Annotated in this window: 20 protein-coding genes; 10 read left to right on the forward strand and 10 right to left on the reverse strand. The window is 66.3% G+C overall.

Annotated elements, in window-relative coordinates:
* Positions 1–36: 36 nt before the first annotated feature.
* Positions 37–606: an elongation factor P gene (gene efp, locus A6B35_RS16420; RefSeq protein WP_081482215.1), complete on the reverse strand. Its 570-nt coding sequence runs from the start codon at positions 604–606 to the stop codon at positions 37–39.
* Between the two features lie 140 nt (positions 607–746).
* Here efp and epmA point away from each other — a divergent pair, with 140 nt between their 5' ends.
* Entirely contained in the window at positions 747–1787 is a 1041-nt protein-coding gene (gene epmA / locus A6B35_RS16425) for an EF-P lysine aminoacylase EpmA (protein ID WP_006204040.1), read from the forward strand.
* Between the two features lie 8 nt (positions 1788–1795).
* Here the strand turns inward: epmA and A6B35_RS16430 are convergent, their stop codons facing one another.
* Genes A6B35_RS16430 through A6B35_RS16445 form a run of 4 tightly spaced genes read right to left on the reverse strand, consistent with a single transcriptional unit; the run spans position 1796 to position 6147 of the window.
* The gene (locus tag A6B35_RS16430; protein WP_006204041.1) at positions 1796–2623 is read right to left on the reverse strand and encodes an ABC transporter permease; all 828 of its coding nucleotides are present in this window, start codon (positions 2621–2623) and stop codon (positions 1796–1798) included.
* A gap of 11 nt (positions 2624–2634) precedes the next feature.
* Complete coding sequence (locus A6B35_RS16435) at positions 2635–3915, reverse strand: ABC transporter permease (protein WP_006204042.1); 1281 nt, start codon at positions 3913–3915, stop codon at positions 2635–2637.
* Between the two features lie 6 nt (positions 3916–3921).
* A complete protein-coding gene (locus A6B35_RS16440; protein ID WP_006204043.1) occupies positions 3922–4974 on the reverse strand; it encodes an ABC transporter substrate-binding protein in 1053 nt (350 codons plus the stop codon).
* Positions 4975–4980: 6 nt separating this feature from the next.
* Positions 4981–6147 carry an ABC transporter ATP-binding protein gene (locus A6B35_RS16445; RefSeq protein ID WP_006204044.1) on the reverse strand — a complete coding sequence of 389 codons (1167 nt, stop codon included), beginning with the start codon at positions 6145–6147 and terminating at the stop codon, positions 4981–4983.
* Positions 6148–6451: 304 nt separating this feature from the next.
* On the opposite strand from A6B35_RS16445, the gene A6B35_RS16450 reads away from it, so the two are divergent.
* The 8 genes from A6B35_RS16450 to lpxK all read left to right on the forward strand — a co-directional run bounded on the left by A6B35_RS16450 (position 6452) and on the right by lpxK (position 14884).
* The gene (locus tag A6B35_RS16450; protein ID WP_040583330.1) at positions 6452–7840 is read left to right on the forward strand and encodes an aminotransferase-like domain-containing protein; all 1389 of its coding nucleotides are present in this window, start codon (positions 6452–6454) and stop codon (positions 7838–7840) included.
* A 10-nt stretch (positions 7841–7850) separates the two neighbouring features.
* Positions 7851–9095, forward strand: coding sequence for an NAD(P)/FAD-dependent oxidoreductase (locus tag A6B35_RS16455; protein ID WP_006204046.1), 1245 nt, complete (start codon positions 7851–7853; stop codon positions 9093–9095).
* A 192-nt stretch (positions 9096–9287) separates the two neighbouring features.
* Positions 9288–10631 carry a TldD/PmbA family protein gene (locus tag A6B35_RS16460; RefSeq protein WP_006204047.1) on the forward strand — a complete coding sequence of 448 codons (1344 nt, stop codon included), beginning with the start codon at positions 9288–9290 and terminating at the stop codon, positions 10629–10631.
* Positions 10618–11424 (forward strand): 3'(2'),5'-bisphosphate nucleotidase CysQ, encoded by an 807-nt coding sequence (locus A6B35_RS16465; protein WP_006204048.1) that lies wholly within the window; start codon positions 10618–10620, stop codon positions 11422–11424. Before A6B35_RS16460 ends, A6B35_RS16465 begins: the two co-directional genes overlap by 14 nt.
* 74 nt (positions 11425–11498) lie before the next feature.
* Positions 11499–11744, forward strand: a complete 246-nt coding sequence (locus tag A6B35_RS16470) for a DUF4170 domain-containing protein (protein WP_006204049.1) — start codon at positions 11499–11501, stop codon at positions 11742–11744.
* A gap of 5 nt (positions 11745–11749) precedes the next feature.
* On the forward strand, positions 11750–12541 hold the full coding sequence (locus A6B35_RS16475; RefSeq protein ID WP_065518221.1) for a lysophospholipid acyltransferase family protein: 792 nt from the start codon (positions 11750–11752) through the stop codon (positions 12539–12541).
* Complete coding sequence (gene waaA / locus A6B35_RS16480; RefSeq protein ID WP_065518222.1) at positions 12538–13854, forward strand: lipid IV(A) 3-deoxy-D-manno-octulosonic acid transferase; 1317 nt, start codon at positions 12538–12540, stop codon at positions 13852–13854. Before A6B35_RS16475 ends, waaA begins: the two co-directional genes overlap by 4 nt.
* Position 13855: 1 nt before the next feature.
* Positions 13856–14884 (forward strand): tetraacyldisaccharide 4'-kinase, encoded by a 1029-nt coding sequence (gene lpxK / locus A6B35_RS16485; protein ID WP_006205852.1) that lies wholly within the window; start codon positions 13856–13858, stop codon positions 14882–14884.
* Here lpxK and A6B35_RS16490 read toward each other — a convergent pair whose 3' ends face one another.
* Positions 14885–15118, reverse strand: coding sequence for a DUF2093 domain-containing protein (locus A6B35_RS16490; protein WP_040584002.1), 234 nt, complete (start codon positions 15116–15118; stop codon positions 14885–14887).
* A gap of 69 nt (positions 15119–15187) precedes the next feature.
* Complete coding sequence (locus A6B35_RS16495; RefSeq protein ID WP_006205854.1) at positions 15188–16114, reverse strand: LysR substrate-binding domain-containing protein; 927 nt, start codon at positions 16112–16114, stop codon at positions 15188–15190.
* 91 nt (positions 16115–16205) lie between these two features.
* On the opposite strand from A6B35_RS16495, the gene A6B35_RS16500 reads away from it, so the two are divergent.
* A complete protein-coding gene (locus A6B35_RS16500) occupies positions 16206–17099 on the forward strand; it encodes a DMT family transporter (protein WP_006205855.1) in 894 nt (297 codons plus the stop codon).
* A 27-nt stretch (positions 17100–17126) separates the two neighbouring features.
* On the opposite strand, the gene A6B35_RS16505 is transcribed toward A6B35_RS16500, so the two are convergent.
* The 3 genes from A6B35_RS16505 to A6B35_RS16515 all read right to left on the reverse strand — a co-directional run bounded on the left by A6B35_RS16505 (position 17127) and on the right by A6B35_RS16515 (position 20569).
* Positions 17127–17648 carry a P-loop NTPase family protein gene (locus A6B35_RS16505; protein ID WP_006205856.1) on the reverse strand — a complete coding sequence of 174 codons (522 nt, stop codon included), beginning with the start codon at positions 17646–17648 and terminating at the stop codon, positions 17127–17129.
* 42 nt (positions 17649–17690) lie between these two features.
* Complete coding sequence (mutL, locus tag A6B35_RS16510) at positions 17691–19553, reverse strand: DNA mismatch repair endonuclease MutL (protein WP_006205857.1); 1863 nt, start codon at positions 19551–19553, stop codon at positions 17691–17693.
* Between the two features lie 113 nt (positions 19554–19666).
* Positions 19667–20569 carry a LysR substrate-binding domain-containing protein gene (locus A6B35_RS16515; RefSeq protein WP_006205858.1) on the reverse strand — a complete coding sequence of 301 codons (903 nt, stop codon included), beginning with the start codon at positions 20567–20569 and terminating at the stop codon, positions 19667–19669.
* Positions 20570–20588 lie beyond the last annotated feature (19 nt).

Raw genomic sequence — 20588 nt, forward strand, 5'->3', positions numbered from 1 at the left:
TCATCGAGAATCCATCGGGAAGGGAGGCCTCGCGCCTCAGTCCTTGGCGCGCTCCACATAGGCACCGTCGGCCGTCATCACTACCACGCGCGTGCCGGCGCTGATGTGCGGCGGCACCGCCGTGCGCACGCCGTTGGATAGCATTGCCGGCTTGTAGGACGAAGACGCCGTCTGGCCCTTGGTCACCGGTTCGGTCTCGACCACCTCGAAGGTGGCGCGCTGCGGCAGCACCAGCGAGATCGCAATGCCGTTGAACTGCGAGACCTGCACCGGCATGCCTTCCTGCAGGTAGGGCGCGGCGTCGCCGACAACGCTCTCCGACACCGCCACCTGGTCGTAGGTTTCCGGGTTCATGAAATGATAGCCTTCGCCGTCGGCGTAAAGGAACGTGTGCTCGCGCTCCTCGACATAGGCGCGCTCGACCTGCTCGGTCGTGCGATAGCGCTCCGAAACCTTCACCCCATCGCCGATGCGGCGCATGTCGAGCTGGGTCACGGGCGTACCCTTGCCAGGGTGGATGTTTTCGGCAAAGAGGATCACATAGAGCTTGCCGTCCTTATCGACGACGTTGCCTTTGCGTAGGGAACTGGCGATGACCTTCACCACGGGGAACAATCCTAAAGTTTGTTGGCCTGAAAGAGCCGATTGGCACAAATCGGCTGCGAGAGCCGTCCGCTGCGGCCTAGCGCATCTTGGCTCGAACCGCCAGCCCCCAGTGCACGCCCATTGCTGATGAGCCTGGCCCGATGATCACCGCTTCGCCCTGGTGGACGCCCGACGTCCACGCCGACCGCCGGCCGCGGCTGATGCAGCGCAACGCGATCGCAACCGCCATGCGCGACTGGTTCGCGCAGCGCGACTTCATCGAAGTCACCACAGCGGCGCTGCAGGTGTCGCCCGGCAACGAGGCGCATCTGTCGGCCTTCGCCACCGAGCTGATCGGGCCGGACGCCGTACGCTCGCCGCTCTATCTCCACACCTCGCCGGAATTCGCCTGCAAGAAGCTGCTTGCCGCCGGCGAGCAGCGCATCTTCAGCCTGGGTGCCGTCTGGCGCAACCGCGAGCGCGGCCCCTTGCACCATCCCGAATTCACCATGCTCGAATGGTACCGGGTCGGCGAGACCTATGAGAGCCTGATGGCCGATTGCGCCGCGCTGCTGGCGCTGGCGGCCGAGCGTGCCGGGGCAACAACCTTCCGCTTTCGCGGCCGTGAGGCCGACCCGTTCGTCGAGCCGGAGCGGCTGAGCGTCGCCGACGCTTTTTCGCGTTATGCCGGAATCGACCTGCTCACTACCGTGGCTGCGGACGGCAGCACCGACCGCGAAACGCTGCAGGCGGCGCTGGTCCAGGCCGGGCTACGCACGGCCGAAGATGACAACTGGGCGGACCTGTTCAGCCGGGTGATGGTGGAAAAGGTCGAGCCGGCGCTGGGGCAGGGGCGGGCCACCATTCTTTACGGCTATCCGATCTCGGAGGCAGCGCTCGCCCGGCCGAGCGCCGCCGACCCGCGCGTCGCCGAACGCTTCGAGCTCTATTGCTGCGGCGTCGAACTCGCTAACGCCTTCGGCGAGCTCACCGATCCGGCCGAGCAGCGTCGCCGCTTTGCCGCCGAAATGGACGAGAAGCAGCGCGTCTATGGCGAGCGCTATCCGCTGGACGAGGATTTTCTCGACGCTCTCGCCATCATGCCGCAGGCGAGCGGCTCGGCCCTGGGTTTCGACCGGCTGGTCATGCTCGCCACCGGCGCGCTCAGGATCGACGACGTGATCTGGACGCCGGTTGCCTGAAGAATTGGCTATGCACCCTTGGCCGGCCGCTTCTGGCCGCGCCGTGCCAGAATATTGGCGACGACCAGCAGCACGATCGACAGCCCCATCATCAGCGTCGCGGCGGCGGTGATCGCGGGCGAGAGTTTTTCGCGCAAGCCAATGAACATTTCGAGCGGCATGGTGCGCTGGTTGGCGCTGGCCAGGAACTGCACCACGACCACCTCGTCGAACGAGGTGACAAAGGCGAACGCCGCGCCCGAGAGTACGCCGGGCAGGATCAGCGGCAGCATCACCGTGAAGAACGACCGCACCGGCTTGGCTCCCGAGATCGCCGCGGCGCGCATCAGATTGCGATCGAAGCCGGTCAGGCTCGCCGCCACGGTGACGACGACGAAGGGGCTGGCAAGTGCCGTATGCGCCAGGATGATGCCGGCATAGGTGCTGGCCAGCCCGACGCGGGCGTAGAACAGATACGAGCCGACCGCGGTGATCACCACAGGCACGATCAGCGGTGACAACAGCAGCGGCATGACGATGCGGCGTCCCGGGAATTTTTCGTCGGCGAGCGCGATCGCCGTCATCGTGCCGAGCGTCGTGGCGATCAGCGTCGTGCCGAAGGCGACCAGCAGGCTGTTGCCGATCGCCGACTGCCAGCGCTGCGTGCCGAGCACGACCTCGTACCAGCGCGTCGAAATGCCTTCGAGCGGGAAGATGAAGAAGGAGCCGCTGTTGAACGACAGCGGCACCGGGATCAGGATCGGCACCAGCAGGAACAGGATCACCAGCCCGCACCACAGCCACAACAGCCCGATGCGGATGCGCTCGCCGGTGGTCGGATAGGGAGACAGCATCATGGCCCGGGCTCCTATACGAGTTTCAGTCGGTCGAGGCCGAGGATGCGGGCAAATATGCCGAACAGCGCCAGCGTGAACACCAGCAGGATGAAGCTGAGCGCCGCCGCCATCTCCCAGTTCAATTCGACATTGACGTAGTTGGCGATGAAGTTGCTGATCAGCTGGTCGCTGGCGCCGCCGATCAGCGCGGGCGTGATGTAGTAGCCGAGGCACAGTATGAAGGTGAGCAGGCATCCGGCCATGACGCCCGGAAAGACCTGCGGAAGGTAGATGCGGCGAAACGCTGTGAACGGCCGCCCGCCCAGCGAATAGGCGGCCTTCATTTGCGACGGCGGGATGGTGCGCATGACGCTGTAGATCGGCAGCAGCGTGAACGGCAGCTGGATATGCGTCATGGCGATGATCAGGCCGATGCGGCTGTACATCAGGTCGAGCCGGTCGTCGACGACGCCGAGCCACAAGAGCAGGTCGTTGACCAGGCCGAACTTCTGCAGCAGCACCGTCCAGGCCGCCGTGCGCACCAGGATCGATGTCCAGAACGGCAGCAGCACCGCGACGATCAGGATGGCGGCCAGCCCCTTCGGCGCGCTGGCGATGAGATAGGCCAGTGGAAAGCCCAGCAAGAGTGTCGCCAGCGTCACCGCCGCCGCGACGAAGAAGGTGCGCATGAACACCTGCAGGAAGATCGCCTGTTCGGGTGGCACGCGTTCGATCGAGCCATCGGCATTCCAGCGCAGGTCGAGAGCGCTGAGCAGATAGAACGAGGTCACGGCGTGGGTGCCGTTGGCGATCGCCGGCCAGGTGCCCGGCTGCGACCAGAACGGCACGGATTTCACCACCTCCAGCGGCGGCCTGTCGCCGGCGCCTTCGAGCTGGCGCACCGTCTTCAACACCTGGCTGCGCGCACCGGGCAGGCGGGCGTTCAGGCTCTTGGCCAGCTCATAGGCGGTGCCCTTGGCCTGGTTGTCCTTGAGGTCGGCGGCCAAAGCCAGGAAGGCAGCATCGTCGGGCAGGCCGCTGCCGCTCCAGCCGCTGAGCGCCTGGGACGTCTGCGGCAAGGCATTGGCGATGGTCGGATCGTAGACGGCGCGCGACAGCAACAGCACGATCGGGATGCCGAAGCTCAGCGCCAGCAGCACCAGCAATGGTGCGGCCAGCGCCAGCGAGCGCAGCCGGTCGCCGAACTCGGCCCGGCGGATCGCCGCCGACACCGACCTGAGGTCGGCATCGGCGGCTGACCGGCCGCGGGCCAGCGCGGGCCGGTCGAGTTCGCTGGGCGGGATCGCCGTCATCGACTTCTACTGCGCGAGCCAGGCGTTGAAGCGCTTGACCAGGTCCTCGCCATAGTCGCCCCAGAACTCGGTGTCGGCGACGAGATAGGCACCCTTCAGATGCTCGGGAGCGTTCGGCAGCTTGGGCAAGGCGTCGGCAGCGACGAAGGACGCCGCATCGATGCGCACCGGTCCGTAGGTGATGTAGCTGGCGAGCTTGGCGTTGTTCTCGGGCTGGCTGATATAGGCGAGGTATTTGTAGGCGAGATCCGGGTTCTTGGCGCCTTTCGGAATGGCGATCATGTCGTATTCCAGGATCTGGTTGTTCCAGACGATCTTGAACGGCGCGCCGTCTTTGTCGATGGCGTTCTGGATGCGGCCGTTCCAGGCTGTGGTCATCACCACTTCCTTGGAGGCCAAAAGCTGCGGCGGCTGCGCGCCGGCATCCCACCAGACGATGTCCTTCTTGATCGTGTCGAGCTTCTTGAAGGCGCGGTCGACGCCTTCGGGCGTGCCCAGCACCTTGTAGACGTCGGCGGGTGCGACGCCATCGGCCATCAGCGCCCATTCGAGGTTCTGCGCCGGGAACTTGCGCATGGCGCGCTTGCCGGGGAATTTGGTGGTGTCGAAGAGATCGAGCACCGAGGTCGGCGCTTCCTTCAGCACGGTCGGGTCATAGGCCAGCACGTCGCCATAGGCGTCGAGGCCGACGCCGCAATCGAGGGCGGAGCCTTCGAGGAATTTATCGCGCGGCGCGATCTTGGAGTAGTCGAGACGCTCGAGGATGCCGGCGTCGCAGCCCTGCAGCACGGTCGCGGTTTCGACCGTCACCAGGTCGATCGGCACGTTGCCGGTGTCGACCATGGCTTTGACCTTGCCGAGATCACCGAGATATTCCTGCTCGACGATCTTGGTTCCGGTCTCCTTGGTGAACGGCTCGAACCACGCCTTGCGCTGCGCGTCCTGCCAGGCGCCTCCGCTGGCCATGATCGACAGCTCGTCGGCGACGGCGGCATGGCCGATCGCCATCCAGGCGGTTGCCGCCGCAAGCGCGAGCAGCCGGGTCTTGGTGATTTTCATCTGATCTTACTCCCCTGTTGTTTTTGATTTCGATCCGCCCGTTCCGGCATCGGCCGGAAAGGCGCGGCAATCACCGGGCGCGCAGGAAACCATCACCGGCTCCCCATTCGCCATGGTCGCTTCGGGGCCGACCTTGACGGTCAGCACCTGTCCGTTTTCGAGTCTGGCAAGCAGGCGCTGGTGATCGCCGAGATAGATGCGGCCGTCGACCGTGGCAGTCAGCCTGTTGCCGGCCTGCGCTGCGGCCGCCATGCCGAGTCGCTCGGGGCGGATAGCTACATGGCAGGCAGCACCCTCGGCGACGCCGATGGCCAAAGCGGTGATCGCGCCGCCGCCGTCCAGAGCGACGCGGCATTCCTTGCCGACCACGTGTTCGACCTTGCCGGCCAGCGTGTTGTTCTCACCGATGAAGCTCGCCACGAACGAGTTTTGCGGCGTGTTGTAGAGATCGTCGGGCGAGCCGAGCTGGGCGATGCCGCCATTGTTGAACACGGCGACGCGGTCCGACATCGTCAGCGCCTCGCTCTGGTCGTGCGTGACATAGACGATGGTGACGCCGAGCATCGTGTGCAGCTGCTTGATTTCGAGCTGCATGTGCTCACGCAACTTCTTGTCGAGCGCGCCGAGCGGCTCGTCCATCAGTACCAGGCTCGGCTCGAACACCAGTGCGCGCGCCAGCGCCACGCGCTGCTGCTGGCCGCCGGAAAGCTGCGTCGGCCGCCGGTCGCCAAACTGTTTGAGCCGCACCATGTCCAGCGCGCGGCCGACACGGGTGGTGATGTCGGCCTTGTCGATCTTGCGCACCGAGAGCGGGAAGGCGACGTTCTCCTCAACCGTCATGTGCGGGAACAGCGCGTAGTTCTGAAACACCATGCCGATGTTGCGCTCATAGGGCGGCAGCCGGTCGACCGAACGGCCCTCCAGCGTGATGATGCCCCTGGTCGGACGTTCGAACCCGGCAAGCATGTTGAGCGTCGTCGTCTTGCCCGAGCCGGAGGGGCCGAGCAGCGTGAGGAATTCGCCGCGGGCGACGCTGAGGTTCAGCCGCGTCACCGCGAAGGTGCGACCGTCATAGGATTTCTCGACATCGGTGAATTCGACAAACCTGTTGAGGTCGGCTGCTGGTGCCGAGGCGGCGCTGCCGGCTGGCCGGGCCGTCGCGACGGCGGTCACCGGTGGAAATCCGTCGTGCGGCCGCCAAGGCCGTTGGTCGAAACGAAAAGGGGCTTGCGTTGCATGTCTCGGTCTCGCGGGCGCTGGCCGCACAAGGGCGGCAAGCCAAACTTGTATGCTCACACAATCGATGGCTAAAGAACCATAGATGCAGACAAGTTTCGCCGTCAAGCGACTTTTTTGACGATTGTATGGGATTTTTGCAGTCGGATATTGAGTTTATCAACCAGACAAGCGCTATTGTCCGGCGCATTGTCTTATGCTAGATGCCAATCGTCTCAACAGTCCGAATCCGCCAATCTGCATGCTTCAAGACCTGCAACTCGCCTCGGATGAAGGTCCGGTCTATCGCCGCCTTGCCGACGCAATTGCCGAACGGATCGCCGCCGGCACGCTTGCCGTGGGCGACAGGCTGCCGCCGCAGCGCGAGATCGCTCGGGCGCTTGGCATCAACGTCACCACGGTAACGCGGGCGCTGTCGACGCTGCAGGCGCGCGGCCTGCTCGAGGCACGGCCGGGGCGCGGCACCACCGTCGCCGCCCGCGATGCCGGCGAAAGGCCGGGCTTCGTCTCGGCGCCGAGCGACGATAGCGGCGTCGTCGACCTGTCCGTCAACCGGCCGGCGACCTCAGCCTATCTCGACGCGCTGGCATTGCTCTTGCCGCGCATGGCCAAGCACCGGCACTACGCCACGCTGCAGGACTACCATCCGCCGGAAGGACCGTTGTGGGCGAGATCGGCGATCGCTGAATCGATGCGGCCGGTGGCCGGCGACGGTGATCCCGGCCGCGTCGTGCTGGCGGCTGGTGCCCAGCACGGGCTGGATTGCGTGCTTGGCGCGGTGACTAAGCAGGGCGAGGTCATTCTCGCTGACGAGGTCACCTATCAGGGCATCAATGCGCTTTGCCGGGTGCATGGGCTCGATCTCAGGGGCGTCGCCATGGATCGCGGCGGCATGCGGCCGGACGCCTTCGATGCCGCCTGCGCGCAACTTCGGCCCCGCGCGGTCTTCCTGGTGCCGACACTGCACAACCCAACGACGATCACGCTCAGCGCCGAACGCCGCAACGAACTGGTCGCAGTCGCCCGCCGCCACAATGTGCTGATCATCGAGGACGACGTCTATCGTCCGCTGGCCGACAATCCGCCGCCGTCGCTGGCCAGCCTCGAGCCGGAGCTGACGGTCCATATTGGCGGCCTGTCGAAATGCATCGCGCCGGGGCTGAGGCTCGGTTTCGTCATTGCGCCGCGCGCCATCGCCGGCCAGGTGGCGGCCGCTCTTCGCATCAATTGCTGGAGCATCAGCCCCATGGCGGCGCTGATCGGCACGCAATTGCTGGAGGAGGGGATGGCGACGCGCATCATCGAGGCGCAGAAGCAGGAGCTGCGCCAGCGCCAGGCGGTGCTGAGCGACATCCTCGGCGGCTTCGACATCCAGACCCATCCGACCTCGACCCATGCCTGGCTGCGACTACCGGAACCCTGGCGTGGCGCCGGCTTTGCCCGCACCTGTCTGCAGCGCGGCGTTGCCGTGCTGCCCGGCGATGCCTTCGCCGTCGGCCGCGAGCCGGTACAGCATGGGGTGCGCATCAATGTCGGCGCCGCACGCTCGCTCGACGATTTGCGCATGGCGCTGAGCACGATGGCCGAGCTGCTTGCGGCGGGTCATTTGCAGCTGCCTGGCTTCGTCTGAGGGGTCATTCGTGGCCGCATCCGAAACAGTCGAAATCGCCATCGTCGGCGCCGGTGTTGTCGGGTTGGCGACGGCGCTCAGGCTTGCCGGAGAGGGGCGCGAGGTTCTGCTTATCGATCCTAACGAGCCAGGCTCCGGCGCTTCCTTCGGCAATGCCGGGACGATCGCCGAATATGCCTGCATGCCGGTCGGCAACCCGGGCGTGCTGCACGCCTTGCCAAAGCTGCTGCTCGATCCCGACAGCCCGTTTGCACTGCGCTGGACCGCGCTTTTCCAGCTGGCGCCATGGCTCGCCCGCTTCGTCAGGCAGTCGCTGCCCGGGGCCACCCGCGCCAATGCCTTGGCGCTTGCCGGGCTGCTGTCGGAAGCTTTGCCGGCCTGGGGAGAGATGGTGCAGGAGGCCGGCCTGCAGGACCTTATGCGCCGCAATGGCTGCCTCTATCTCTACCGCCGCGAGAGCGACTTTGCCGCTGCCGCCGGCGGCCGGGCGTTGCGTGCCGAATTTGGCGTCCATCAGGAGGTGCTGACGCCGCAGCAGGTCGCCGTGCTGGAACCCGGCCTGCAGGCGATCGCGGCCCGTGGCCTGTACTTTCCGGACTCGCTGAACGTCACCGATCCGAGCATGGTGATGCGCCGCCTGCTCGAGGCGGCCGTCGCACGCGGCGCGTCGCTGGCCAAGGCCGAAGTGACCGGCCTGCGGGCTGGCGCCGGCGGCGTGGAACTCAGCGGCCCGGGTTTCCGGGTCAAAGCGAAGACGGTGGTCATCGCCGCCGGCGCACGCTCACGCGCCTTGGCCGCGCAGGCCGGCGACAGCGTTCCGCTCGAGACCGAGCGCGGCTATCACCTCGAATTTTCAACCGATGCGCCGCTGCTCAACCGGCCGGTCTGTCCCGTCGATCTCGGCTTCTACATGACGCCGATGGCCGGCCGGCTGCGTATTGCCGGCACTGTCGAGCTTGGCGGGCTTGCCGCACCGCCCAATCCGCGCCGACTGGCGCTGCTCGACCGCGGCGTGAGGCAGATCTTTCCCCAGCTCGGCAAGCCGTCATCGGAATGGCTCGGCTTCCGGCCATCGCTGCCCGATTCGCGTCCGGTCATCGGGCTCTCGCGCCGCAGTCCCGGCGTCGTCCACGCGTTCGGCCATGGCCATCTCGGGCTGACATTGGCGCCGATCACGGCGCGGCTGGTCGCCGATCTTATCGCCGGACACGGCGATGCGGCGCGCGTCGTTCCTTTTGCCGCAGATCGCTTCTGACAGTCCTTTCCTCCTTAGGATGCGAAGCCTTCTCGGAGAGACCGGAAACTCGAGATGGGCGTCGCTGGAGCTCTGAACCGGCTGCCTTGCCTTTTGATTGCCGCGTTTCTCATTGTACAAGCCACGGCGGACCAATAGATGGGTGCCAGTGGCTTCCTCCCAAGGCCGGTAGAAAAAGCAGGATTGATACGCATGACCAATACGCTCGACGCAGCGAAATTGACCGACCGCGTCGCGGCCCTGGTCGAGGCCGCCAAACGGGCCGGCGCCGAAGCCGCGGATGCGGTCGCGGTGCGTGGCCGCTCGGCTGGCGTGTCGGTGCGGCTGGGCAAGGTCGAGGCCACCGAATCGTCCGAGAGCGAAGATGTCTCGCTGCGTGTGTTCGTCGGCCAGCGCGTGGCGAGCGTTTCGGCGACCGCCGCCTCCGATCCCAAGGCACTGGCCGAGCGCGCGGTCGCCATGGCCAAGGTGTCGCCGGAGGACCCCTATCAGGGGCTGGCCGACCCGGCGCTGCTGGCGAAAACGCCGCGCGACCTCGATCTGTTCGACCCGACCGAGGTTTCGGCCGATGAACTGAAGGAGGCCGCACTTGCGGCGGAAGCGGCAGCCCTTGCCGTCAAGGGTGTCACCAATTCGTCCGGCAGCAGCGCCGGTGCCGGGCTCGGCGGGCTGGTGCTCGCCACCTCGCATGGTTTCGTCGGCCAGTATGTCGCCTCGCGCTTTTCGCGCTCGGCCAGTGTCATTGCCGGCGAGGGTACCGGCATGGAGCGCGACTACGAGTACTCCTCGCATCAGCATTTTTCCGATCTCGACGCACCCGAAGATATCGGCCGCAAGGCCGGCGAGCGGGCCGTGCGCCGCCTCGGCGCCCGCAAGGCGGCGACCGGGCCGGTCGATGTCGTGTTCGATCCGCGCGTTGCGCGCGGCATTGCCGGTCATCTCGCCGGCGCCATCAATGGCACCGCCGTGGCGCGCAAGACCAGCTTCCTGCGCGACATGATGGGCAAGCAGGTGGCCTCGACCGCGATCACCGTCACCGACGAACCACTCAGGCGCCGCGGCCAGGCCTCGCGTCCCTTCGACGGCGAGGGCATCGAGGGAAAGAGGCTGCTGATGGTCGAAAAGGGCGTTCTCAACCACTGGTTCCTGTCGACCTCCGCCGCGCGTGAACTCGGCCTCGTCACCAATGGACGCGGCTCGCGCAGCGGCTCCTCCGTCTCGCCATCCTCGACCAACCTCGCCATCGAGCCGGGCGAACGCACGCCGGAAGATTTGATCAAGTCGCTGAAGAGCGGCTTTTACGTCACCGAAGTGTTCGGCCAGGGCGTCGACATGATCACCGGCGAATACAGCCGCGGCGCGTCCGGCTTCTGGATCGAGAATGGCGAGCTTGCCTATCCCGTCGCGGAAGTGACCATCGCCTCCAATTTGAAGACGATGTTCCTCAACATGGTTCCGGCCAGCGATCTCGATCGCGATTTCGGCACCGCGGCCCCGACGCTGATGATCGAAGGGATGACCCTTGCCGGCGCCTGATACGGTCATATCGGCAGGGGCCCGCGAGGACTTGGCCCTGCTGCGCGACGCCGCCCGCGAGGCCGGCATCATCGCCATGCGCTATTTCGGCAACAACCCGCAGGCCTGGATGAAGGGCGGCACGTCGCCGGTCAGTGAAGCCGACCACGCAGCGGATGCCTATCTGCGCGACACGTTGCTTTCCGCGCGGCCTGACTACGGCTGGCTGTCGGAGGAAACCGCCGACAATCCCGTCAGGCTCTCGGCGCGCCGTACCTTCGTCGTCGACCCGATCGACGGCACGCGCGGCTTCCTCGAAGGCCTGCGCTCCTGGTGCGTCAGCGTCGCCGTGGTCGAAGACGGCCGCACGCTGGCCGGCGTGCTCGAATGCCCGGCCATGCAAGAGACCTATTGGGCGCTGCCCGGCGAGGGCGCGTTCCTGAACGGCCGTCGCATTGCCGTGCGCCTGCCTTCGGCAAAGGTCGAGATTGGCGGACCGAAGCCGCTGGTCGACCTGATGCCGGCTAAGTGGCAGGGCCGGCTGAACCGCGTCACCCACATTCCGTCTCTCGCCTACCGGCTGGCGATGGTCGCCAATGGCCGCCTCGATGCCACCTTCGTCAAGCCGAGCGCGCATGACTGGGACATCGCCGCCGCCGATCTCATCCTGCACGAAGCGGGCGGCGCCTTGCTCGACCGGCATGGCGAGCGGCCGCGCTATGCCGGCGAGGTGATTCGCCACGGCGCGCTCGCCGCCGGCAGCGGTGCGCTGCTTGCCGTGCTTGCCGGTGTCATTGCCGGGCTGGACAGTTAACCATCATCAAAGGTTCCAAAGTCGGCGGCTTTGGTCTAGACCTCTGCAAAACTCACGATATGTGAAGGACAGACATGGCCGCGGAAGACGGAAAGAAACAGCTTTTGCACCTGGTTTTCGGTGGCGAGCTGAAAAAGCTGGGCGGAACCGAATTCCGCGACCTCGATGGGCTCGACATCGTCGGCATCTACCCCGACTATCAATCCGCGCACACGGCCTGGAAGGCCAAGGCGCAAGCCAGTGTCGATAATGCCCATATGCGCTATTTCGTCGTTCACCTGCATCGGTTGCTCGACCCAGACAGCAAGGCCGTCGGTTGACTTCTATGCACCATGATGCGGCGAAAGCGCCGGCCGGCGAGGCCGCGCCCGCGGGCCGTGGCGGCAGCCGAGCCACCAAGGCCTTCTGGCGCAGGGTTCGCGAACCGCTGGCGCAGTCGCGAATCGTCAAGAACGTCATCGTCGGCCTTCTGGCGCAGTTCGTGCGTCTGGTGCGCCTGACCAATCGCACGGTCGAGGGATCGGCGAAGGTTGCCGGCGGCGCCTATGCGCATCTGGAACCCGGCATCATCGCGCTCTGGCACGGCCAGCATCTTCTGACGCCGGCCTACTATCCCAAGGGGCGGCCGCTGGTCGCCATGGTCTCGCGCAGCGCCGATGCCGAGCTCAACGCCCTGATGCTCGAGAGATTCGGCATCGAGGCCGTGCGCGGCTCCGGCGGACGTGACAGCACCAGGCATCTCGACAAGGGTGGCGCCAAGGCGTTGATTGCCCTGAAAAAGTCGCTCACGGCCGGCAAGAACGTCGCCATGATCGCAGACATACCCCACGGCACGCCGCGCGACGCGGGGCTCGGCATCGTCCTTCTGGCGCGGCTCTCGGGCCGCCCGATCATGCCCGCGGCCATCGCCACCAGCCGCCGCAAAGTGCTGGAGAAGAGCTGGGACAAGACCACGATCAACCTGCCTTTCGGCCGCGCCTCGATCGTGCTTGGAACGCCAGTTCTGGTGCCGGCCAATGCCGACGACGCCGAGATGGAGCGCAAGCGCCAGGAACTCACCGCCTCGCTCAACGCCGCCACCGCCGAGGCCTACCGCCTCGTGGACGGCCCTAAGTGAGCGAGCGCTGGGCGCGCGCCATGCTGTCGGCCTACCGCTACGCGGGCGCCGCCGCCTATCCGCTGATCGGGCCCTACGTCGCCTGGCGCACCTCCCGTGGCAAGGAAGATCGAGTGCGCCGGCGCGAGCGCTACGGCGTCGCCGGCCGCCCACGCCCGGAAGGGCCGATGATCTGGATCCACGCAGCGAGTGTCGGCGAGACCCTCGCCGTCATTCCCCTGGTCGAGAGCATCCTCGACTACGGCGTCAACATCGTGCTGACCACCGGCACCGTCACTTCCGCGCAGGTCGCCGACGAGCGGCTTGGCGCCCGCATCATCCACCAATATGTGCCGCTTGACCTGAAGCCGGCGGTCAGCCGCTTCCTCGACCATTGGCGGCCGGACCTGGCGATCATCGCCGAATCGGAAATCTGGCCGATGACCATGCTGGAACTCGGCGCCCGGCGCGTGCCGCAGGTGCTGGTCAACGGCAGGCTGTCCGACCGCTCCTTCACCTCCTGGAAGAAGCGCGCCAACATCGCCGAGGCATTGTTCGAGAACCTTGCCCATGTCGTCGCCCAGTCGGATGTCGACGGTGAGCGCTTCCGCTCGCTGGGCGCTCGGCCGGTCACCGTGTCGGGCAATCTCAAGGTCGACACCGCGCCGCCGCCGTTCGACGAAAAGGCGCTGTCCTCGCTGAAGCGCCAGATCGGCGAGCGGCCGACCTGGGCGGCGATCTCGACCCATGACGGCGAGGAGGTGGTGGCGGCCGAGGTCCACGCCATGCTGCACAGGCGCCATCACGGCCTGCTGACGATCATCGTTCCGCGCCATCCGGACCGCGCCGAGGCGCTGGCCGCGCAGATTTCCGGCATGGGCCTGAAGCTCGCCCGGCGCAGCAAGGGTGACAGGATCACCGCCGATACTGATATCCTGCTTGGTGACACGATCGGCGAGATGGGGCTTTATCTCAGGCTGACGGAGATCGCCTTCGTCGGCCGGTCGCTGACCTCCGAGGGCGGCCAGAACCCGCTGGAACCGGCGATGCTGGAGACGGCGGTGCTCGCCGGCCGCAATGTGCAGAATTTTCGCGAGGCCTATCAGCGGCTGCTCGACAGTGGCGGCGCGAGACTCGTGCGCGACCGCGACATGCTGGCCGGCGCCGTCAATTTCCTTCTGACCAACGAGGCGGCGCGTTATGAGATGATGGCCGCCGGTGTGGCGACCGTCGACGAGATGCGCGGCGCGCTGGCGCGCACGCTGAAGTCGCTGGAGCCCTATATCCAGCCGCTGGTCGTCAAGTCGCGCCTGAAGGGCGCCAACGGGAGGTAGCGTGACCTCCGAGGCGCCGCCCTTCTGGTGGGAAAAGCCGGACTGGCGCGTGCTGGCGCTGTGGCCGCTGTCGGCGGCCTATGCAATCGTCGCCGGCCGTCGCATGCGCCGCGCGCCGCGCGAAAAGGTCGAGGCACCGGTGCTGTGCGTCGGCAATTTCACCGTCGGCGGCACCGGCAAGACACCGGTGGCCATCGCGCTGGCCAGGCAGGCCAAACGCATGCAGCTCAATCCCGGCTTCCTGTCGCGCGGCCATGGCGGCTCGTTCGCGCAGCCGCATCTTGTTGATCCGCACCATGACGCCGCCAAACATGTCGGCGACGAGCCGCTGCTTCTGGCCGAACATGCTCCGGTCGCGGTGACGCCGAACCGCGCGGCGGGCGCCAGGCTGCTCATCGAGAAGTACGGCTGCGACTTCCTCATAATGGACGACGGCTTCCAGAGCGCGCGCATCCATATCGACTTTGCGCTGGTCGTCGTCGACACGCGCTACGGCATCGGCAATGGCCGCGTCATCCCCGGCGGGCCGCTCAGGGCAAACGTCGTCGACCAGCTGGTCTTCACCAGTGCGCTGCTCAAGATGGGCGAGGGCACAGCCGCCGATGCGGTGGTGCGCCAGGCGGCGCGCGCCGGCCGGCCGATCTTCGAGGCGCATACCGAGCCGCGGGCCAAGGAGCGCTTTGCCGGCAGGCGCTTCCTGGCCTTCGCCGGCATCGGCCATCCCGAAAAATTCTTCGACACGCTTCGCGCCGCCGGCGGCGAGGTGGTGCTCTCGAGGGCCTTTCCGGATCATCATTTCTATGGCGAGGACGAGCTTGCCGAACTCGCGGCGACCGCGCGCCGCGAAGGGCTAGGCCTCGTCACCACCGCCAAGGACGCCGCCAGGCTGCGCCACGGCACGGCGCCCGCCGGGTTCCCGGATCAGCTCGACGTGCTGGAAATCGACACCGTGTTCGAGCTCGACCACGTGCCGGAGCGGATCATCGACGAAACGCTGGATGCGTGGCGGCAGCGGAAGTTGCGGGGGTGATCAGCGCCGGCTGCGCAGATCCGGATTCGCTTCCATCTCACGCCGCAGCGAGGCAGTGGCGTTCGCATAAGGCTCTTGCCTGGCGACGCTCCAATATTTGAGCTCGTCCAGCGGGATGCTCTCACCGGTCACCGCGCAGCGCACGAACGTGCCGGGGCTGGTGACCTGGAAATCGCCATCGAGATAGCGAATCCGGGCTTCCTTGCCGCCAGGGCCTTCGAAGCGGTTCATCATGAGGTGGCGCCAAGGTTCATGAGGATGTCATCGCCATAAATTGCCGGCGAGGTCAAGCTTGACGCAATGCTAACTCTCGGCCTCGATGAACGCTTCGATCTTTTCCGGCGCCAGCCCGGCCAGCGCGGCGATGCGGCGGGCAAGGTCGGCGGCGGCGGCGCGCGGGCGGCCGGCAGGCCGGTCGAGCCAGTAGGAGATCGGATTGAGAGCGACGCGGTCGTCGGCCGCGACGATGCGGCCCGACTTCAGCTGGTCCTGCGTCAGCGGCGGCCGCGCCAGTGCGATGCCCAGCCCATGCGCGGCGGCGTCGAGCACCAGATTGTAATCCTCGAAGCGGCGGTCGTGCGGGCGCGGGCGGTAATCCATGCCCTGCGCCGCGAACCAGGCGCGCCAGGTGGACGCATCGGAATCGTTGATCAGCGGGAATTTGAGCAGCCGGGCAGGATCGCCTCGGCCGATCTCGTTCGCCAGTTCCGGCGAGGCTACGGGGAAGACATGTTCCTCGAACAGCTGCACCGAAACGCGGCCGGGAATGCGGCCGCGCCCGCAGCGCACCGAAAGATCGATGCCTTCATCGGCGAGATCGGCCTGGCGGTTGTCGACGTCGAGCACGATGCGCAATTTGGTCGGGTTGCTTTCAAGCGCTGCCATACGCGGCATCAGCCACAGTCCTCCCACCGAGGGAATCGAGGCGAGCCGCACCACGGCGGTGCCGCGCGGCTCCACCCAGCGGTCGGAATTGCTCGCGATCAGTGCGAAGGCTTCGGTGGTCCTGAGATGCAGACGATTACCTTCGATGGTCAGCGACACGCCGCGCGCGCCGCGATCGAACACTTTCAGCCCCAGCCAGTCCTCCAGCTTGGCGATCTGCCGGCTGACGGCGCCATGGGTGAGGTTGAGCTTCTCGGCGGCGGCAGAAAAACTCCCGGTGCGCGCCGCCGCGTCGAAGGCGCGCAAGGTCTCGAGCGGCAGCATCGGTTCTGAGCTGTGATCCATGCTCACAGGTGGCCCTCGATTTGCTCGTTTGTCAACCGGCCTGCAATGGCATTTCTATACATGCATGCAATTGAATCGCGAGGACGGTCAGATGAGCGCTTACACCGGCACGTTGAATTCGACACAGCGCATGGACACGACGGCGGTCATCGCCGTGGCCCTCACCGTGGTCGGTTGGGCCTCCGCCTTTCCGGCCATCCGCGCCGGCCTCGCTGCCTTCGATCCGCTGGAGCTCGGTGCGCTGCGCTTTGCCATCGCCGCCGTGCCGGCCGCTATCTTCCTCGCCGTCAAGCGCCCGGCGCTGCCCAGGATCGACGAATTGTGGCGCTTCGCCTTCGGTGGCGCCATCTTCGTCGCGCTCTACACGGCGATGCTCAATTTCGGCGAGCTGACGGTTTCGGCCGGTGCCGCCGGCTTCATCATCAATGTCAGCCCGATCTTCACCGCCATCATGGCCATGGCGTTGCTCGGCGAACGCTTCTCAGGCCTGGCCTGGCTCGGCACGGCGATCTCTTTCGCCGGCATCGGCATCATCGCCATGGGTGAGGGACAGGGCCTGCATTTCAACACCGGGGCGCTGCTGGTCTTGGGTTCCGCCTTGTGCTCAGCCGTCAACACCATCGTCCAGAAGCCGCTCTTTGCCCACCACCATCCGCTGACCATCGCCGCCTCCAACATGGTGCTCGGCGCGCTCTGCCTGGCACCCTTCCTGCCCAACGCGCTCTCGCAGGCCGCGGTCGCCGACGCCGCCGGTATTGGCGCCGTCGTCTTCCTCGGCATTGTGCCGAGCCTGATCGCTTACGCCGCCTGGGCAATCGCGCTGTCGCGCCTGCCGGCCGCGCGCGCCTCGAACTTCCTCTATCTGGTGTCGCCGGTGGCCACCCTGATCGGCTTCTTCTGGCTCGGCGAAGTGCCGACCCTGCTCGGCATCATCGGCGGCGCACTGGCGCTTGGCGGCGTCGTCGTGGTGAATTTGAAGAGGTGAATCAGAGTGTTATAGCAGTTGGCTGCGTTAGGGCTGGCGAGCAAGCGAGCTTAAGAAGTCGGATATCTGACGGCTGCCACGCAAGTTGATCGCCGGCACCAGTGCTCCCCTCGCCAGCCGCTCCTGCTCGATGAGCGGTCGACTGTCACGGTCGAAATTCCAGATGTAGCGCAGAAACTCCAAAAACTCTTTGTCCAGTCTCTCCCGGCATCCGGCCGCAAGATCAGGCCGAGGCCGGTTCAATGCGCTACGCAATATGACCCGGCTCAGGCAGGTTACGCGAGGGGTGTCGAGCCAGACAACGAGATCGGCGCGGGGCAGCCTTAGGTCGAAAGTCTGCCGATAATAGTTCCCCTCGCACACCCAGCCGCTACCAGAAATGGCTTGGCTGACGCTTGCACGAAAGACCGCATTTTGAGGTTTGGTCCAACCCGGCTCCCAGAACAGTCTGTCCAAATGCACAACCGGCAATTTCAGCCGCTCACCCACCGCCCTTGCCAGGGTTGATTTGCCGCTTCCAGCATTTCCGAGAATTACGATCCGTTGCACGAGGCGACCTCGAAAGGCGGTGAAGAGGGTCCAGAGACAGTCTCACCGCCGCCCGAACAGCCTTTCTATGTCGGCGAGCTTGAGCTCGATATAGGTCGGGCGGCCATGGTTGCAGGTGCCGGAGCCCGGCGTCGCCTCCATCTGGCGCAGCAGCGCGTTCATCTCCTCGGCCTTCAGCAGACGGCCGGAGCGCACCGAGCCGTGGCAGGCCATAGTCGCGGCGATCCTGTCCAGTCGGCCTTTCAGCGTCTCGACCGTGTCGTTGTCGGCGATCTCGTCGGCGAGGTCGCGCACCAGCTGCTGCACATTGGTTTCGCCGAGCATCGACGGCGTCTCGCGCACCGCGACGGCACCCGGCCCGAAGCGCTCGATGCCGAGGCCGAAGCGGGCCAGCGTCTCGGAATGCATGGCAAGCCGGTCGGCATCCTCTTCCGGCAGGTCGACGATCTCCGGCAGAAGCAGCATCTGCGAGGGCACCGCGCGGGCATGCAGCGCATTCTTCAAGGCTTCGAAGACCAGCCGCTCATGCGCCGCGTGCTGGTCGACGATGACGAGCGAATCCCTGGTTTGGGCGACGATGTAGTTCTCATGCACCTGCGCCCGCGCCGCACCCAGCACTGTGCCGAGCAGCGTCTTGGCCGCCTCGTCCTGGCCGGCTCGCGCATCGGCGCTGGCCAGCGGCCCGGCATCGAAGGCGGCCTGATCGTTCTCGCGGAAGCCGCCATTGCCGAGCCCACCGCCTTCCATGTCGAGCGGCCGCTGCGCGGAGCGGTCGAATCCGGAAAAGCCCGAGGCGCGATAGGCCGCATCGTAGCTGCGGTGGCCATTGGCCGGACCCGGATGCGCGTAGCTGGCAGCACCCGGCCGGAACGCCGCCATCATGCCGGCGGCACCTGTGGTCGCGGCGCGGATGCCGGCATTGGCCAGCGCCTCGCGGATGGCGCCAACGATCAGCCCGCGCACCAGTCCGGGGTCACGGAAGCGCACATCGGCCTTGGCCGGGTGGACATTGACGTCGACGGTTCCCGGATCGAGCGTCAGGAACAGCACGGTCACGGCGTGGCGGTCGCGCGGCAGCACGTCGGCGAAGGCGCCGCGAATGGCGCCGGCGATCAGCTTGTCGCGCACCGGCCTACCGTTGACATAGGCATATTGCTGCAGCGCGTTGGCGCGGCTGAACGACGGGATCGAGACATGGCCGGAAAGCTGCACGCTCTCCCGCTCGGCATCGATGGCGATCGCATTGTCCGGAAAGTCGGCTCCCATCACTTGTGCGACACGGGCAAGGCGGCCCTCAGAGCTGTCGTCGGTCGCCGGCAATTCCAGTGTCGAGCGGTCGGAGCCGGCCAACGTGAAGCGCACGGCAGGGAAGGCGATGGCAATGCGCTTGACCACGTCGCTGGTTGCCGAGCTTTCGGCGCGTTCGCCCTTCATGAATTTGAGCCGGGCGGGCGTGGCGAAGAATAGGTCGCGCACCTCGACCGTCGTGCCGCGATTGGCCGCCGCCGGCTTGACGGCGGACATACGGCCGCCCTCAATGCCGATCTCGGCGGCGCTGTCGCTCGATGCGGTGCGCGAGCGGATCGACAGCCGCGCCACCGAACCGATCGACGGCAGCGCCTCGCCGCGGAAGCCGAGCGAGCGGATGTCATGGATGTTGTCGGCAAGCTTGGACGTGCAGTGCCGCGCAATCGCCAGCACCAGCTCCTGCTCGGGGATGCCCGAACCGTCGTCGGTGACGCGGATCAGGTTCAGCCCGCCGCCGGCGGTGACGATCTCGACCCTGCTGGCACCGGCATCGAGCGCATTCTCGACCAGTTCCTTCACCACGCTCGCCGGACGCTCGATGACTTCGCCGGCGGCGATCTGGTTGATCATCGTTTCGGAAAGCTGGCGGATGGGCATTGGGTTAGTATAGGCGGATTCGTAACGGATGCGGAAGTTTTCGATACGGCGGAATAGCGGATACGGCGGGGCAGCACCCCCTCGCGGCGATCCCAGCTATGCGGCTTGCCTCCTCACGCCTGCGCGGCCAACCAGTCCCGCACCTTGCGGGCATTGTCGCTCAGCTCGCGGTTCTTCGGCCAGATGACGTAGAATCCGACGCCGGTCCTCAGCACATGATCCGTCACCGGCACCAACAGTCCAGATGCCACGAGCCGCGCGACCAGATGCCGCCAGCCGAGCGAGATGCCTTGTCCCTCCATGACCGCCTGAATCACCAATGCATAGTCATTGATGCGCAAGCCGCGCTCGGCATTACGGAGGCTGGTTCCTGCGGACGCAAACCATTCGTCCCAGTTCGGGGCCTCGCGGTAGGGCTCCTCGAGATGGATGAGTCGGTGCGTTGCCAGTTCCTCGACGGTCTTCGGCAGCCCAAACTTCGCCAGATAGTTGGGGCCTGCGACCGGGAAGATCTCCTCGTCAGAGAGCAACAGCGAATGATAGTCCGGCCAATCGCGCGGCACGCCGCCGCGCACGCCGAGCGGGATGCCCTCGGCGATGATGTCGAGGTCGCGGTCGGCGGTCTGGATGCGTAGATCAACGCCAGGCAGTTCGTCGCGGAATTGCTGCAGGCGCGGCATCATCCAGAACGAGCCGAAGGCGGTTGAGGCGGCCAGCGTGACATGGCCGCCGGTCGCCTGCAGGCGCAGGTCCTCCGCCGATTTGCGGATGTGGGACAGGCCGAGCGAGACATCGGCATGGAAGCGCTCGCCGGCCTCGGTCAGGCTGACCTGCCGGTGGCGGCGTTGGAACAGCTTGGCGCCGAGCTGTTCCTCCAACCCGCGCACTGCATAGGAGACGGCGGCCTGCGTCATGCCGAGCTCGCGCCCGGCGGCGGTGAAGCTCGACAGCCGCCCGGCCGCCTCGAAGACGATCAGGCTGCCGGCGGAGGGTAGGAGGTGGCGCAGGCTTCGCATAAGCGGAGCTTATACAAGA

The organism is Mesorhizobium amorphae CCNWGS0123 (genome assembly GCF_001686985.1).
Lineage (GTDB): Bacteria > Pseudomonadota > Alphaproteobacteria > Rhizobiales > Rhizobiaceae > Mesorhizobium > Mesorhizobium amorphae.